Annotated in this window: 11 protein-coding genes and 1 pseudogene; all 12 read left to right on the forward strand. The window is 74.4% G+C overall.

What is annotated here, in order from left to right:
• Positions 1 to 19: 19 nt before the first annotated feature.
• The 12 genes and pseudogenes from mraZ to ABXS69_RS04975 all read left to right on the forward strand — a co-directional run bounded on the left by mraZ (position 20) and on the right by ABXS69_RS04975 (position 15,216).
• Positions 20 to 451: a division/cell wall cluster transcriptional repressor MraZ gene (mraZ, locus tag ABXS69_RS04920; RefSeq protein ID WP_366181415.1), complete on the forward strand. Its 432-nt coding sequence runs from the start codon at positions 20 to 22 to the stop codon at positions 449 to 451.
• 178 nt (positions 452 to 629) lie between these two features.
• On the forward strand, positions 630 to 1,712 hold the full coding sequence (gene rsmH / locus ABXS69_RS04925; protein ID WP_366181416.1) for a 16S rRNA (cytosine(1402)-N(4))-methyltransferase RsmH: 1,083 nt from the start codon (positions 630 to 632) through the stop codon (positions 1,710 to 1,712).
• A complete protein-coding gene (locus ABXS69_RS04930; RefSeq protein WP_366181417.1) occupies positions 1,709 to 2,224 on the forward strand; it encodes a hypothetical protein in 516 nt (171 codons plus the stop codon). Before rsmH ends, ABXS69_RS04930 begins: the two co-directional genes overlap by 4 nt.
• Before the next feature lie 6 nt (positions 2,225 to 2,230).
• Positions 2,231 to 4,055 (forward strand): annotated as a pseudogene (locus ABXS69_RS04935) (penicillin-binding protein 2).
• 224 nt (positions 4,056 to 4,279) lie between these two features.
• Positions 4,280 to 5,887, forward strand: a complete 1,608-nt coding sequence (locus ABXS69_RS04940) for a UDP-N-acetylmuramoyl-L-alanyl-D-glutamate--2,6-diaminopimelate ligase (RefSeq protein WP_366181418.1) — start codon at positions 4,280 to 4,282, stop codon at positions 5,885 to 5,887.
• Positions 5,872 to 7,386 (forward strand): UDP-N-acetylmuramoyl-tripeptide--D-alanyl-D-alanine ligase, encoded by a 1,515-nt coding sequence (murF, locus tag ABXS69_RS04945; RefSeq protein ID WP_366181419.1) that lies wholly within the window; start codon positions 5,872 to 5,874, stop codon positions 7,384 to 7,386. Before ABXS69_RS04940 ends, murF begins: the two co-directional genes overlap by 16 nt.
• The gene (mraY, locus tag ABXS69_RS04950; protein WP_366181420.1) at positions 7,383 to 8,525 is read left to right on the forward strand and encodes a phospho-N-acetylmuramoyl-pentapeptide-transferase; all 1,143 of its coding nucleotides are present in this window, start codon (positions 7,383 to 7,385) and stop codon (positions 8,523 to 8,525) included. Before murF ends, mraY begins: the two co-directional genes overlap by 4 nt.
• Before the next feature lie 90 nt (positions 8,526 to 8,615).
• The gene (murD, locus tag ABXS69_RS04955; protein ID WP_366181421.1) at positions 8,616 to 10,100 is read left to right on the forward strand and encodes a UDP-N-acetylmuramoyl-L-alanine--D-glutamate ligase; all 1,485 of its coding nucleotides are present in this window, start codon (positions 8,616 to 8,618) and stop codon (positions 10,098 to 10,100) included.
• Positions 10,097 to 11,506: a putative peptidoglycan glycosyltransferase FtsW gene (locus ABXS69_RS04960; protein WP_366181422.1), complete on the forward strand. Its 1,410-nt coding sequence runs from the start codon at positions 10,097 to 10,099 to the stop codon at positions 11,504 to 11,506. Before murD ends, ABXS69_RS04960 begins: the two co-directional genes overlap by 4 nt.
• Complete coding sequence (locus tag ABXS69_RS04965) at positions 11,499 to 12,713, forward strand: UDP-N-acetylglucosamine--N-acetylmuramyl-(pentapeptide) pyrophosphoryl-undecaprenol N-acetylglucosamine transferase (RefSeq protein WP_366181423.1); 1,215 nt, start codon at positions 11,499 to 11,501, stop codon at positions 12,711 to 12,713. Before ABXS69_RS04960 ends, ABXS69_RS04965 begins: the two co-directional genes overlap by 8 nt.
• Entirely contained in the window at positions 12,710 to 14,212 is a 1,503-nt protein-coding gene (gene murC / locus ABXS69_RS04970) for a UDP-N-acetylmuramate--L-alanine ligase (RefSeq protein WP_366181424.1), read from the forward strand. The genes ABXS69_RS04965 and murC overlap by 4 nt, the downstream gene beginning before the upstream one ends.
• On the forward strand, positions 14,209 to 15,216 hold the full coding sequence (locus ABXS69_RS04975) for an FtsQ-type POTRA domain-containing protein (RefSeq protein WP_366181425.1): 1,008 nt from the start codon (positions 14,209 to 14,211) through the stop codon (positions 15,214 to 15,216). The genes murC and ABXS69_RS04975 overlap by 4 nt, the downstream gene beginning before the upstream one ends.
• Positions 15,217 to 15,350 lie beyond the last annotated feature (134 nt).

A 15,350-nucleotide genomic window follows, 5' to 3' on the forward strand; every position in this document is an offset into this window, starting at 1 on the left:
AGGGGGAGGAGTGGACCCGATGTTCCTGGGCACCCACGCGCCCCGCCTCGACGACAAGGGCCGCCTCATCCTCCCGGCCAAGTTCCGCGAGGAGCTGGCCGGGGGGATCGTCTTGACCCGGGGCCAGGAGCACTGCCTCTACGCCTTCACCACCGCGGAGTTCGAGCGCATGTACGCCCAGCTCCGCGAGGCGCCCCTGGCGCAGAAGCAGGCGCGCGACTACGTCCGCGTCATGCTCTCCGGCGCCGACTCCCAGGTCCCCGACAAGCAGGGCCGCATCACCCTGCCCGCTCCTCTGCGCGCCTACGCCGGCCTGGATCGCGACCTGGCCGTCATCGGCGCCGGGTCACGCGTCGAGATCTGGGACGCCACCGCCTGGGAGGACTACCTGAGCGCCCAGGAGCAGGTCTTCGCCGATACCGCCGAGGAGATCATCCCCGGCTTCTTCTAACCGATCGGCCCAGCCGGATCGCCCCGTGAGGTCTCCGCCCGCCGCCGCATCCGACGCCTCTTCCCCGGCGCCGGAACCTGCGGGAGGAGTCCTGGCGGGACGATCCGAGGCCGACTCGGCCCGGCGCCGGCGGCGCCACCCCACCAGCACCGCGGCACGACAGGAAGGAGGAGGGCCGATGAACGCGATCACCGCCCCCGCGGGTCCCGCGGCGCAGCGCCACACCCCGGTGCTCCTCGCCCGCTGCCTCGATCTCATGGCCCCCGCCATCGAGGGAGCCGCCGCTCACGGCGCCACCCCCGTCCTCATCGACTGCACGCTCGGCATGGGCGGGCACAGCGAGGGGGCCCTGGAGCGCTTCGGGACCCTGCGCGTCATCGGCATCGACCGTGACCCCCAGGCCATCGCCCTGGCCAGTGAGCGCCTCGCCCCCTTCGGTGAGCGCTTCACAGCCGTGCGGGCCACCTACGACGCCGTCGAGGACGTGGCGCGCGAGCGAGCCGTGACCAACGAGGAGGGCGTGGGCGTCGTCGACGCCGTCCTCATGGACCTCGGGGTCTCCTCCCTCCAGCTCGACGACGCCGAGCGCGGCTTCTCCTACGCCCGCCCCGCCCCGCTGGACATGCGCATGGACCAGGGCGCGGGCCCCACCGCCGCGCAGATCCTCGCCACCGCTGACGCCGCCGAGCTCACCCGCATCCTGCGCGTCTACGGCGAGGAGCGCTTCGCCCCTCGCATCGCCCGGGCGATCGTCGCCCGGCGGGACGGCGGCGCGCCGCTGACGCGCACCGACGAGCTCGCCGAGCTGGTGCGCGACGCGATCCCCTCCGCCGCCCGGCGCACCGGCGGCCACCCCGCCAAGCGCGCCTTCCAGGCGCTGCGGATCGCGGTCAACGCCGAGCTGGACGTCCTCGAGCGCGCCGTGCCCCGGGCCCTCAACTCCCTGAGGGTGGGCGGGCGCCTCATCGTCGAGTCCTACCAGAGCCTGGAGGACCGGATCGTCAAGCAGGCGATCACCGCCGGCTCCACCAGCAGGGCCCCCCAGGGCCTTCCCATCATCCCCGAGGAGGACCGCCCCTACCTGGAGCCCCTCACCCGGGGCGCCGAGCGGGCCGATGAGGCCGAGCTCGACGCCAATCCCCGCAGCGCCCCCGTGCGGCTGCGGGCGGTCACCCGAACCCGCCCCGCCTCCCTTGCACCGGCCCCTGAACCGGCACACCGCCGCAGAGCATCGACCGATCGAGGAAGGAGGAGCCGATGAGCGCCGCAACCGCCGCCACGGCCCGCCCCAGCAGCCCCACCAAGAGGACCTGGGAGGGCGGTGCGCGAGTCCGGTCCCAGGGAGTGGTCCGGGAGGCTCCGCTGCCCCAGCGCCAGCTGCGCGTGGTGCGCGGCATCGCGCCCGGCCGCTCCGTCATCCCCTTCGCGCTGCTCATCGTCACGATCCTCATCAGCGCCCTGGTTACCACGATGGTGCTCAACGCCAAGATGGCCGCCACCGCCTACGACCTCCAGAAGGCCTCCACCGAGCTCGACGTCATCCAGGACCACGTGGAGACCGTGCGGGGCCAGGTGAACGACGCCGCGGCGCCCGACGCCCTGGCCAAGCGCGCCGCCGAGCTCGGCATGGTGCCCGCCCCCGCCCCCGGCGTGGTCGACCTGCGCAGCGGCACCGTCACCGGCGGCAGCGCCGCCGGGACCCCCGGCGCGAGTGTCGCCGGGGGCGCGGACGGCGCTCCCAGCGCTGGCAGCACCGGCACGAGTGGGCAGTAACCGCCGATGAACCCGAGCCGACGCCGTGCCCTGCAGCTCCTCGGACTCACCGGCTTCTCCGCCGTGGCGGGCAGGACCGCCTGGCTCCAGGTGGTCCGGGGCCCGGACCTCGCGGAGAAGGCCCGTGCTGAGCGCACGCTCACATGGACGAACGTCGCCCTGCGGGGCAACATCTGCGGACGCGATGGCACCATCCTGGCCACCTCCTCGGTGAGCTTCGACATCGGCGTCAACCAGCAGATCGTCGCCCAGTGGGAGGACAAGGTCGAGCAGGACAACCCCACCACCGGCCTGCCCGAGACCGTCGTCGTCGGTCACGGACCCGCCGCCGCGGCCGACAAGCTTCGCCCCCATCCTCGGGGTCGACGCGGCCGAGCTCGGGGCCAGGATGGTGGGGGAGTCCACCTACTCCGTCATCGCCGAGGCGGTCCCCCCGGACACCTGGCGCCAGATCAAGGCCCTGGGCATCCGCGGCGTCGAGCCGGACCAGCGGGTTCGCCGCACCTACCCGGCAGGCTACGTCGCCGGCAACGTCGTCGGCCTGACCGCCGAGGGCCATGGCCGCGTCCTCAAGGGCACGGCCGGCATTGAGAGCACGCAGGACGAGCGGCTCACGGGCGTCAACGGCTCCGGCTCCGTGGAGGTGGGCCGCACCGGCGCGCAGATCCCCTCGGGGAGGGTCACCGAGACCGCCTCGATCCCCGGGGCGACCGTCACCCTCACCCTCGACCCCGACCTCCAGGTCCTCGCCCAGCAGGCCATTGACGAGGTCGTCACCGCCCAGGGCGCCGAATGGGGGTGCTGCGTCGTCATGGTGCCCTCCACCGGCGAGGTCCTCGTCATGGCGGACAGCCGTACCGTCGACCCCGCCGATCCCACCGCCTCCGCCGCGGGCGACCTCGGGGCCCGCTGCGTCGAGGCCGTCTTCGAGCCCGGCAGCGTCGGCAAGGTCGTCACCTTCGCCGCCGCCCTGGAGGAGGGCGCGGTCAGGCCCGAGGAGACCTGGACCGTCCCCTACTCCTGGACCGCCGCCAACGGCCAGAGCTTCGTTGATTCCCACCCCCACGGCGTCGAGCGGCTCACGACGGCGCAGGTCCTCGCCGAGTCCTCCAACGTCGGCACCGTCCAGATCGGGGAGAGGGTCGCCGACGACATCCGCCACGCCTACATGGAGCGCTTCGGCTGGGGCGCCCGCAGCGGCATCGAGCTGCCGGGGGAGTCCGCGGGACTGCTCACGCCCCCCGCGGAGTGGGACGACCGCACCCGCTACACCACCATGTTCGGCCAGGGCATCGCCGGGACGGCGCTCCAGTCCGTCCAGGTCCTGGCGGCCGTCGCCAACAAGGGCGTGCGCCTGGCGCCCCGGGTCATCGACTCGTGGACCGCCGCGGACGGCACGGTCACGCGGCAGTCCCGGCCCGAGGGCGTGCGCGTCGTGTCCGAGGCCACCGCCAAGACGCTCACCGACATGCTCGTCGGCGTCACCCAGGAGGGGGGCACCGCCGAGGAGGCCTCGATCGACGGCTACCTCGTGGCCGGGAAGACCGGCACCACGGAGATCATCTCTGAGGACGCCACCGTCGCCTCCTTCGTCGGCTTCACCCCCGCCCACGACCCGGCCATCGCCGCCGCCGTCATCGTCAACAAGCCCTCGGGCATCTACGGCGGCGTCGTCGCCGCCCCCGTCTTCCGGACCATCGCCCTGGCCACGCTCCACAAGCTCGGCATCGCCCCGGACCCCTCGGTCATGGCGACGGCCAAGGCCCACCAGGGCGCTCAGGCCGCCCCCTCAGGCCAGGGCGGGGCGAGCGCGACCCCGGGGCGGGGCTGAGCGATGGCGCCAGTCCTCGCGAGCCCGGCCGGGCCCGATCAGGGGGCCATGGGGCCGGCCGCCGGGCGCGCCGCCCCGCTGGCCGCCATGCGCCCGCGCCTGCCCCGTTCGGGGGAGATCCTGCTCACGGCCCTCAAGCGCCCTATGAGGCAACGCAGGGATCACAGAACCGGGTCGCCCCTCCTGATCTGCGAGCGCCGCCGGTCGCGATAGATTGTGGGACTATGAGCAACCACGCGTACGAGTCGGCCGCGGCCCTGCGCCCGCACCGAAACGCTCCCATCGCTGTGAGCGACCTCGCCCAGCGATTCTCCCTGAGCCCCGCCACCCCCGCCGATGCCCAGGGCGTCAACGCCCCCGTCCCCCTGACCGTCTCCGGGGCCTCCGTGGACTCCGGCGACATCGCTCCCGGAGAGCTTTTCGTCGCCCTGCCCGGCTTCCGCGCTCACGGCGCCGACTACGCCGCCCAGGCCGTCGAGGCCGGCGCCGTCGCCGTCGTCACCGATGAGGCGGGAGCGAGCATCGTGCACGAGTCCTGCCCCGGGATCCCCGTGCTCCTCAGCCCCGATCCGCGCGCCGTCGTGGGCCCCCTGGCCGCGGAGATCTACCACCACCCCTCGCGCTCGCTGGTCACCACGGCCGTCACCGGCACGAACGGGAAGACCACCACCTCCTACTTCCTCGACGCCATGCTCACCGCCCACCTCGGCGGCTGCATGATGGCCGGCACGGTGGAGCTGCGCGCAGGCGGCCTGTCCGTGGAGTCGCCCCGCACCACCGTCGAGGGGCCCGTCCTGCAGCGCATGATGGCGCTGTGCGTCGAGCAGGGCGTGGGCGCCGCCTCCCTGGAGGCCTCCAGCCACGCCATCGTCCTGCACCGCCTCGACGGCACCCGGATCGATGTCGCCGGCTTCACCAACCTCCAGCGCGACCACCTCGACTTCCACCGCACGATGGAGGAGTACCTCGACGCCAAGGCCCAGCTCTTCACCCCCGAGCGCGCCCGGCGCGCCGTCGTCTGCGTCGACGACTCCTGGGGGGCCGCGCTCGCCGAGCGAATCGCCCGGGCCGGTGACCTCCCCCTGGACCGCGTGCGGGCTTACGGCGGCGACGCCCCCGCCGACTGGTGGGTCGCTGACGCGGCCGTGTCCCTTACGGACTCGGCCACCACCTTCACCCTTCACGGGCCCGACGGCGTGGAGATCGCCGCCAGCTGCCCCCTGCCCGGGCTCGTCAACGTCCAGAACGCGGCCCTGGCGCTCGTCATGGCGATCCGCGCCGGCGTTCCCGCCGAGGTCGCCGCCCGGGCGCTGGCCACGGCGCACAACATCCCGGGCCGCATGCAGCGCATCAGCCAGCGCGACGGCACTCGGGGCCTGACCATCGTGGATTTCGCCCACACCCCCGACGCCATGGAGCTGGCGCTCGCCGCCGTCCGCCCGATCACCCCCGGGCGCCTCATCGTCGTCTTCGGCTCCGACGGTGACCGCGACCAGGGCAAGCGCCCTATGCTCGGCGAGGTCGCCGCGCGCCTGGCGGACGTGCTCGTCATCACCGACGAGAACCCACGCAGCGAGGACCCCCGGCTCATCCGCGACGCGATCCTCGACGGCGTGCGCTCCGTGCGCCCTGACCTGACCGACGTCGAGGAGATCACCACCTGGCGCGGCGACGCCGTGCGCCGCGGGGTCGAGCTTCGCGGCCCCGAGGACACCGTCATCGTCACCGGCAAGGGCCATGAGCCCTTCCTCGAGGCGGCCGGCGAGTTCATCCGCTACAACGACGCCCCCGTCATGCGCGAGGCAGTTGAGGCGAAATGGGGTGCCGCGTGATCGCCCGCACGATAGACGAGCTCGCCTCCTGGGCCGCGGGCCGCCTCATCCCCCCCGCTCCGCCGGCGGCCCCCGTGACCGGAGTCGTCACCGACTCCCGCCAGGCCGGGCCGGGCGCGCTCTTCGTGGCGATCAAGGGCGAGCGCGCGGACGGCCATGACTATCTCGCCGCCGTCGCCCGCGCCGGCGCCGCCGCCGCCCTCGTCAGCGATGAGGCCGCGGCTCGCGCCGCCCTCGCCGAGGCCGGCCAGGCCGATGGGCCCGGTGCGGCGATGGCGCTCATCGTCGTGGGGGACACCGTGCCCGCTCTCGGGCGCATCGCCCGAGGGCACCTCGCGGACCTGCGCCAGCGCGCGGGGGATCGGGGCCTGGCCGTCGTCGCGATGACCGGCTCGGTGGGCAAGACCACCACCAAGGACCTCACCCGCCAGCTCCTGGCCGCCCAGGGGCCCACGATCGCGCCGGTCGCCTCGTTCAACAACGAGATCGGCCTGCCCCTGACCGTTCTCGAGGCGGACGAGTCCACCCGCTACCTCGTCCTCGAGATGGGCGCCTCCGGACCGGATGACATCGCGGACCTGGTGGAGATCGCCCCGCCGGACGCCGCCGCCGTCCTCATGATCGGCCACGCCCACATGGGCGGCTTCGGTTCCATCGAGGGCGTCGCCACCGCCAAGAGCCACATCGTGCGCGGCCTGCTGCCCCGCGGCACCGCCATCCTCAACCTCGACGACGATCGGGCCGCCGCCATGCGCGCCCTCGCGCCGGGCAGGGTCCTCACGTTCTCCGCCAGCGGTGACGAGCGCGCGGACCTGCGCGCCACCGGCGTTGAGCTCGACGAGTCCGCCCACGCCGTCGCCGATATCCACCTGCCCGGCGCCGCCCCCCGCCGCGTGCGCCTGGGACTGCCCGGCGCCCACAACGTCGCCAACGCCCTGGCGGCCCTCGGGCTGGCCCTCGCCGCGGGCGTGGGCGCTGATGACCTCCTGGACGCCATCGCCTCCGCGGGCCTGGAGAGCCCCCACCGCATGGCGGTCAGCGACCTGCCCGGAGGCGGCCGTCTCATCGATGATTCCTACAACGCCAACATCGACTCGATGACCGCCTCGCTCGCCTCCCTGCCCGCGCTGGCCGGGGACCGCCGCCGCGTCGTCGTCATCTCGGAGATGCTCGAGCTCGGGGAGGCCTCCGCCGCCGATCACGCCACCGCGGGGGCCCTCGCCGCGGACGCCGGAGCCGCCCTCCTGGTGGCCATCGGCGCGGGCGCGGCACCCGCGGCCGAGGCCGCCCGCCAGCGCGGCGTGGAGGTCGTCGAGGCCTCCGACGCCGACGACGCCATCGCCCGCATCCCCTCGCTCCTCGCCCCCGGGGACGCGGTCCTCGTCAAGGGCTCGCATGGATCGGGCGCCTGGCGCGTGGCCGACCACCTGGCCGCCGGAGGCCCGACGGCCGCCGGCCACGGCGCGACCGACGGACGTGATGGAAAGGACGCCCGATGACCGCCATCCTCGTCTCCTCCGCCGTCTCCCTGCTCGTCGCCCTCCTGGGCACGCCCGCCCTCATCAAGTTCCTGGAGCGGCGCCATTACGGGCAGTTCATCCGGGACGACGGCCCGGAGGGGCACTTCATCAAGCGCGGCACCCCCACGATGGGGGGCCTCGTCATCATCATCGCCCTCGTCCTGGGCTACGCCGCGGCCAATCTCGTCGAGCTCCGCATGCCGCGGGCCAGCGGGATCCTCCTTCTCTTCCTCATCGTCGGGCTGGGGCTGATCGGCTTCCTCGACGACTTCGAGAAGATCTCCCGGCAGAGATCCCTGGGCCTGACCCCCTGGCAGAAGATGCTCGGGCAGGCGGTCATCGGGATCGCCTTCTCCGTGGCCGGCCTCCTCTTCGCCGATCGCAACGGCCTCACCCCCGCCTCCACCCGGGTCTCCTTCACCCGCGACTCCCTCATCGACATGGCCTTCCTGCGCGGCGGGGACGGCTCCTTCGGCCTCGGCGGCGTCACCGGCCTGACCCTGGCGGGGGCGGCCGTCGCCCTCCTGCTGTTCGTCCTGTGGTCGAACTTCCTCATCACCGCCTGGTCCAACGCCGTCAACCTCACCGACGGCCTCGACGGCCTCGCGGCGGGCGCCTCCGCGATGGTCTTCGGCGCCTACACCCTCGTGAGCGTCTGGCAGACCAACCAGTCCTGCGTCTACGGGCACCCGGACATCTTGGTCAACACCTGCTACCAGGTCCGGGACCCCCGTGATCTCGCCATGATCGCCGCGGCCCTCATGGGCGCCTGCTTCGGGTTCCTCTGGTGGAACGCCTCCCCGGCCAAGATCTTCATGGGGGACACCGGCTCGCTCGCCCTGGGCGGGGCGGTCGCCGGGCTGTCCATCCTGTCGCGCACCGAGTTCCTCGCCGTCATCCTGGGCGGCCTGTTCCTGGCGGAGGTCATCTCCGTGATCATCCAGGTCGTCTCCTTCAAGTCCACGGGCAGGCGCGTCTTCCGCATGGCGCCCCTGCACCACCACTTCGAGCTCGGCGGGTGGACCGAGGTCAACGTCGTCATCCGCTTCTGGATCATCGCGGGCCTGTGCGTCGTGGCGGGCCTGGGCCTGTTCTACGCGGAGTTCCTCGTCTCCTGATCCCGTCCCTCCCCGCATCGGCGCCCACGGCGCCGCACCCCACGGCGCCCATGGCGCCTCCTGAGTACCTGAAGGAAGGGAAGCCCCGAGATGAACGAGTTGGCCGGCGCGCGTGTCGGAGTGGTGGGCCTGGGCAGGACCGGGGCCGCCGTCGTCGACGCCCTGACGACCCTGGGCGCCGAGGTCCACGCCTACGACGGCCGCGCCGAGGCCGTTGAGGCCCTCGTCGCCCCAGTCGCCTCGCGCATGGCGGGCGGCCCCGAGGACATCGCCGCCGCCCTGGGCTCCTCCGATCTGCGCCTGCTGGTGGTCTCCCCGGGAGTCCCCGCCACCGGCCCGATCCTCGCCGCCGCCCAGGCCGCCGGCATCGAGACCTGGTCCGAGATCGAGCTCGCCTGGCGCCTCCAACGCTCCTCGGCGCGCCCGGGCGTGCCCTGGCTCGCCGTGACCGGAACCGATGGCAAGACGACGACGGTCGGCATGCTCGCGGCCATCCTCACCGCCGCGGGGCTCGCCGCCCCGGCCGTCGGCAATATCGGCGACCCGGTGATCTCCACCGTCCTGGCGGGCAGGGCCGACGCGCTGGCCGTCGAGCTCTCCAGCTTCCAGCTCCACACCACCCGCACCCTCTCGCCGGTGTCGGCGGCCTGTCTCAACGTGGCCGATGACCACCTCGACTGGCACGGCGGTCCAGAGGCTTACGCCGCGGACAAGGCGCGCGTCTACGCCCGCGCGCAGCGCGCCGCCATCTACAACTGCCAGGATGGCGTCACCCGCGCCATGGTGGCCGACGCCGATGTCGTCGAGGGCTGCCTCGCCGTCGGCTTCACGCTGGGCGCCCCCGGCCTGGGGCAGGTCGGCCTCGTCGAGGACCTCCTCGTGGACCGCGCCCTGCACTCGGCGCGCCACGCCGAGGGCCGCGAGATCGCCACTCTCGACGACTTCGCCCACCTCGCGCCCGGCGGGAGCCCCGACCGCCTCCCGGCCCACATCGTCGCCGACGCCCTCGCCGCGGCCGCCCTCGCCCTGGGCTCGGGCCTCCCCGGCGTCGGGCCCGAGGCCGTGGCCGTGGGACTGCGCGCCTTCGCCCCCGGCGCCCACCGTCTCGTCACGGTCGCCGAGGCGGGCGGCGTCGCCTGGGTGGACGACTCCAAGGCCACCAACCCGCACTCCGCGCGGGCCGCGCTCACAGGGCTGCCCGCCGGCACCGGCGTGTGGATCGCCGGCGGGGACACCAAGGGCGCCACCTTCCACGAGCTCGTGCGCGACGTCGCCCCCGCCCTGCGCGGCGTCATCCTCATCGGGCGCGACCAGTCCGCGATGTCCGAGGCCCTGAGCGCCCAGGCCCCCGGCCTGCCCGTCACAAGCGTCGCCGACGGCTCACCCCGCGAGGTCATCGAGGGCGCCGTGGCCGCCTCGGCCGCCATGGCGCGGCCGGGGGACACCGTCATGCTCGCCCCGGCCTGCGCCTCCTGGGACCAGTTCACCTCCTACGCCGAGCGCGGCGACCTCTTCGCCGACGCGGCGCGCCACCACGCCGCGAGCGTCGAGAACCGGGATGATGGGCGTTCATGAGCGCCCAGCAACGTCGGCCCGCGCGCACGGGCCCCAGCGGTCGTGCGCGCGGACAGCGTTCTCGGCCGCCCGTCATCCCCGCGCCGGGGGAGGGAGCGCCCCCCGGGCGTGAGGCCGCCACGCCGCCCGCCGCGCCCGCTCGTCGGCCCGGACCCATCGGCCGCGCCCTGCGCCGCGCCGCCAGGCGGATCGGCGGCCCCGACGGGCCGAGGGACGCTGACACGAGCCTGCTGAGCTTCTACGCGCTGCTGCTGGCCACCCTCATGCTCCTCACGCTCGGCCTCATGACGGTCTTCTCCGTCCAGCAGGTGGTATCCGCCGCCCGCGGGCGCGACGCCGTCGTCGACTTCTCCAAATACCTCATCTTCGCCGGGGTCGGGCTGATCGGCATGTGGGGCATGTCCCTGCTCTCCGAGCGCGCGCTGCGCTACCTGGCGATCCCCGCCCTCGTGGGCGCCACCGCACTCCAATCGCTCGTCTTCACGCCTTTGGGAACCTGCACCGGCGGCAACTGCAACTGGGTGGAGGTCCCCGGCGTCGGCACCGCCCAGCCCTCGGAGTTCATCAAGGTGGGGCTGAGCCTGTACGCGGGCCTCATCATCGCCCGCTGGTTCGCGGAGGGCCGCTGGCTGCGACTGCACTGGCTCGTCAAGATCGCCGCCGCCCTGCTCCCGGTCGCCGCCATCACCCTGGTCATGGGCGGCGGGGACCTGGGAACCGTTATCATCCTCGGGATCCTGCTGGCCGGCGCGGGCTGGATGGCGGGCCTGGCCAAGCGCTGGTTCGTGACCCTCGGGGCGGCCGGGGCGGCCCTGTTCGTCTTCGCCTCGGTCATCTCCCTCAACCGGCGCACGCGCATCCTCGTGTGGCTCCACCCCGACCGCGATGACCCCCTGGACATCGGCTACCAGCCCAAGCACGCCCGCTGGGCCCTGGCCACCGGCGGATGGCAGGGCGTGGGGCCGGGATCATCGCGCCAGAAGTGGGGCTACCTCACCCAGGCCGAGTCCGACTACGCCTACGCGGTCCTCGGCGAGGAGCTCGGGCTGGTCGGGGCGCTGCTCGTCATCATCCTGTTCGCGGTCCTGGGCTGGGCCCTGGCCCGGATCATCCGGCGCTCCGACTCCCTGTACGCCAGCGTCGTCGTCGGCGGCATCATGGTGTGGATCATCGGCCAGGCCATCATCAACATGGCCGTGGTCACCAACCTCCTGCCGGTGCTGGGCGTCCCTCTGCCGCTGATCTCACAGGGCGGCAGCGCCCTGATATCCGTGCTGCTCGCCATCGGGATAGCCCTGTCCTTCGCCAGGCGGGAGCCGGGAGCCCAGCGGGCGCTGAGATCACGCCCCGGCGCCGTGCGCCGTACGCTTGCGGTGATCTCGACACGCAGGAGGAACCGTGCCTGACAACCGCCCCGACGACGCCCTCTCGCGCCCCCTGCGCGTCCTCCTGGCCGGGGGAGGCACCGCCGGTCACGTCAACCCCCTCCTGGCCACCGCCGCGGCCCTGACCGACCCCGCCCTCGGCGGCCATCCGGGCACCCGGATCCTCGTCCTCGGCACCCGCCAGGGCCTGGAGGCGCGCCTCGTTCCCGAGGCGGGACATGACCTCGCCTTCATCCCCCGCGTCCCCCTGCCCCGCAAGCCGAGCCCCGACCTGCTCCGCCTGCCAGGCAACCTGCGCTCCGCCGTGCGCGCCGCGCGCGAGGCGATCGAGCGCGTGAGGGCCGACGTCGTCGTCGGCTTCGGCGGCTACGTCGCCACCCCCGCCTACCTCGCCGCCCGCCGCGCCGGCGTGCCCATCGTCATCCACGAGCAGAACGCCCGCCCCGGCCTGGCCAACAGGCTCGGCGCCCGCTGGGCCCGCGCAGTGGCCCTCACCTTCGCCTCCACCCCGCTCAAGGCCGCCAAGGGCTCCACCGAGATGACCGGGCTGCCCCTGCGCCCCGCGATCGCCGGTCTCGTCGCGTCCCGAGCCACCGCCGACGGCGCCGCCGCCGCCCGGCGCGAGGGCGCCGCCGCCCTCGGCCTCGACCCCGAGCGCCCCACCCTCCTCGTCACCGGGGGCTCGCTCGGCGCTCAGCGCCTCAACGAGATCCTCGCCGCCTCGATGGCCCGCCTGCCCAAGGGGCTCCAGGTCCTCCACCTGACCGGCAAGGGCAAGGACGCCCCCCTCCGCGAGGCCCTGGAGGACGCCGCCCGGCGGGACCCGGCCCTTCCGGGCCGCTACCGGGTCCTCGACTACCTGACCGCCATGGAGCAGGCCTACGCCTGCACCGACGGCGTCGTGTGCCGCTCCGGCGCCGGGACCGTGGCCGAGCTGACGGCGCTGGGCCTGCCCGCCCTCTACGTCCCCCTGCCCATCGGCAACGGCGAGCAGCGCCTCAACGCCGCCGACTGCGTGAGCGCCGGGGGAGGGCGGATCGTCCCCGACGCCGAGCTCGACGCCGATGCCCTGCTCTCCTTCACCGGCGTCATCGCCGACGCCGAGCGGCGCGCCGCCATGGCGAGCGCCGCGGCCGGTGTGGGCGCGCGCGACGGCGCCGCCCGGCTCGGAGCCCTCATCCGAGGCGCAGTGACCAGCAGTGCCGATGCCGAAGGGAAGAAGAAGTGAGCACCAGCGAGCAGTCCAGTCATCCGGGGACCTCCGGGCCCGCTGGCCTGGAGGGACGGGCCTTCCACCTCGTGGGCGTGGGCGGCGCGGGCATGAGCGTCGTCGCCCAGCTGCTCGTCGAGCGCGGCGCCACGGTCACCGGATCCGACGCCAACGGGGGCGAGGCCTTCGACCGCCTCGCCGCGGCCGGGATCGGCGTGGTCATCGGCCACGCCGCCGGCAACGTCCCGCCCGACGCGACGCTCGTCGTCTCCACCGCCATCAAGGAGGTCAACCCCGAGCTGGCCGCCGCCCGCCAGCGCGGCCAGGAGGTCCTGCACCGCTCCCAGGCCCTGGCCCTGGCCGCGCAGGGCCGCGATTTCGTCGCCGTGGCCGGCGCCCACGGCAAGACCACCACCTCCGGCATGCTCGCCGAGGCGCTCACCGAGGCGGGGGCGGACCCCTCCTTCGCGATCGGCGGCGTGGTCCGCTCCCTGGGCACCGGCGCGCATCTGGGCTCCGGTCGTGCCTTCGTGGCTGAGGCCGACGAGTCGGACCGCTCTTTCCTCAACTACGCCCCGCGCATCGCCCTGGTGACGAATGTCGAGCCGGACCACCTCGACAACTACGGCACGCCCGAGGCCTTCGAGGCCGCCTTCGTCGACTTCGCGCGGCGCCTCGTCCCCGGTGGGCTGCTCGTGGCCTGCGCCGACGACCCGGGCGCCGCCCGCCTCGCCGCCTCCGCCGTCGCCGAGGGACTGCGCGTGGCCACCTTCGGCACCGCCGAGCCTGCCTTCCTCGGCGCCAGCCACGAGGCCCACACCCGCTTGCGGATCACCGGCAGGGGAGCGGGCTCCACCTCCGCCGCCCTCACCCGCGCCACTCCCGACGGCGCGCGAGAGCTCGTCTCGCTCGACCTGCGGGGCCTGGGCGACCATGTGGCCCTCGACGCGGCCGGCGCCTGGACCGCGGGCGTCGAGCTGGGGGTCGCCGGGCAGGCGATGGCCGACGCCCTGGGCGCCTTCGGCGGCACCGGGCGCCGCTTCGAGGACCGCGGCGAGGCCGGGGGGGTGCGGGTGGTGGACGACTACGCGCACCACCCCACCGAGATCGAGGCCCTGCTGGCCACCGCCCGCGGGGTCGCCAGCGCTCGGGGCGGCCGCCTGCTCGTCCTCTTCCAGCCCCACCTCTTCTCCCGCACCGCCGCCTTCGCCCCCCGCTTCGGCGCCGCCCTGGCCGAGGCCGACGCCATCGTCGTCGCCGATGTCTACCCCGCCCGCGAGGCTCAGGAGGACTTCCCCGGCGTGGATGGCGGGACGATCGTCGCCGAGGTCCCAGGCGGCAAGGCCCGCTTCGTCCCCGACCGCGTCGAGGCCGCCCGCGCCATCGCCGCCCTCGCGCGTCCCGGCGACCTCCTCCTGACGGTCGGGGCGGGGGACGTCACCGCGCTCGGCGAGGTGGTCCTCGCCGATCTCACGGCGTCGCCCGCCTCCGGCGGCGAGGGCCAGGGGAGCCGATGAGGAGGCCCCGCGCTCCGCGCCCGACGCGCGAGCCCGTCGAGCCCACGGGCGTCGAGGAGGCGGGGCGGGCCCCCGACCGGGCCGGGGGGAGGGCCCGCTCCGGCCCTGCCGCTCCCGAGGGGGCCGGCCCCGCGCGATACCCCGCCGCAGCGCCTGGCGCGGACCTAGCCGCCGTCCCGACCGGGGTCGCGACCAGGACCGACCCCGGCTCGCTCGGGCGGCTGCGCGAGCGAGCCGCCTCCTCCGTCGTCTCCACCGGGCTCACCGACCGCCTGGCCGAGCGGCGCCGGGCCGCCCGCTCACTGAGGCTGCGGCGCCTGACGGGCGCCGTCGTCGCCCTCCTCGTCGTTGCCGCGATCGCCTGGGGCGTCCTCTACTCCCCGCTCCTGGCTCTGCGCCCGGCGGACATCGCCGTCCAGGGGGCGGAGGGTGCCAGCGGCGCAGTGGGCGCCGACCAGGTGCGCGGCGTGCTCGCCGCCCACGAGGGGGAGTCCCTCGTGCGGCTCGACGTCGATCGGCTCGGCGGCGAGGTCGCCGACGGCCTGGTCCGCGTGCGCTCGGCCTCAGTGACCCGCTCCTGGCCCCACGGCCTGACCGTCACCCTGGAGCTGAGGAACCCGGTCGCGGCGCAGGAGACCGATGAGGGATACGCGGTGCTCGACTCCGAGGCCGTCGTCCTCGAGACCGTGGCCGAGGCGCCCGCGGGCCTCACGCGCCTGGCCGCGGACGGGGCGGACAAGGGCGGCGCCCCGCCTCTCAACGCCGCGCAGGTCGCCACGATGACCGCCATCATGGGCAGCCTCGACGCGACGACCCGCCAGCAGGTCTCCCAGTCGACGATCTCCACCACGGGCCAGGTGGCGCTGTCGCTGGCCAATGGGGCGAGAGTCGTGTGGGGCGACGGCTCCCAGAGCGCCCTCAAGGCGCGGGTCCTGGCCACCCTGCTGACCACGTCGGCCAGCGTCTACGACGTCTCAGCGCCGCACAACCCGACGACCCGCTGAGCGCGCGCCTGACACGCCGAGGAAAATCCAGGCCGGTTCCGCCATCGACCCATAGCGTTGCCCTTGTCATCACAAGAATGACATAAGTATAAACCTCAACGTGAGGTTGAGGGTCGAGGGGAGCCCGGAGGGCT

Origin of the sequence: Actinomyces timonensis (assembly GCF_040702965.1) — a bacterium.
Taxonomy (GTDB): Bacteria; Actinomycetota; Actinomycetes; order Actinomycetales; family Actinomycetaceae; genus Actinomyces; species Actinomyces timonensis_A.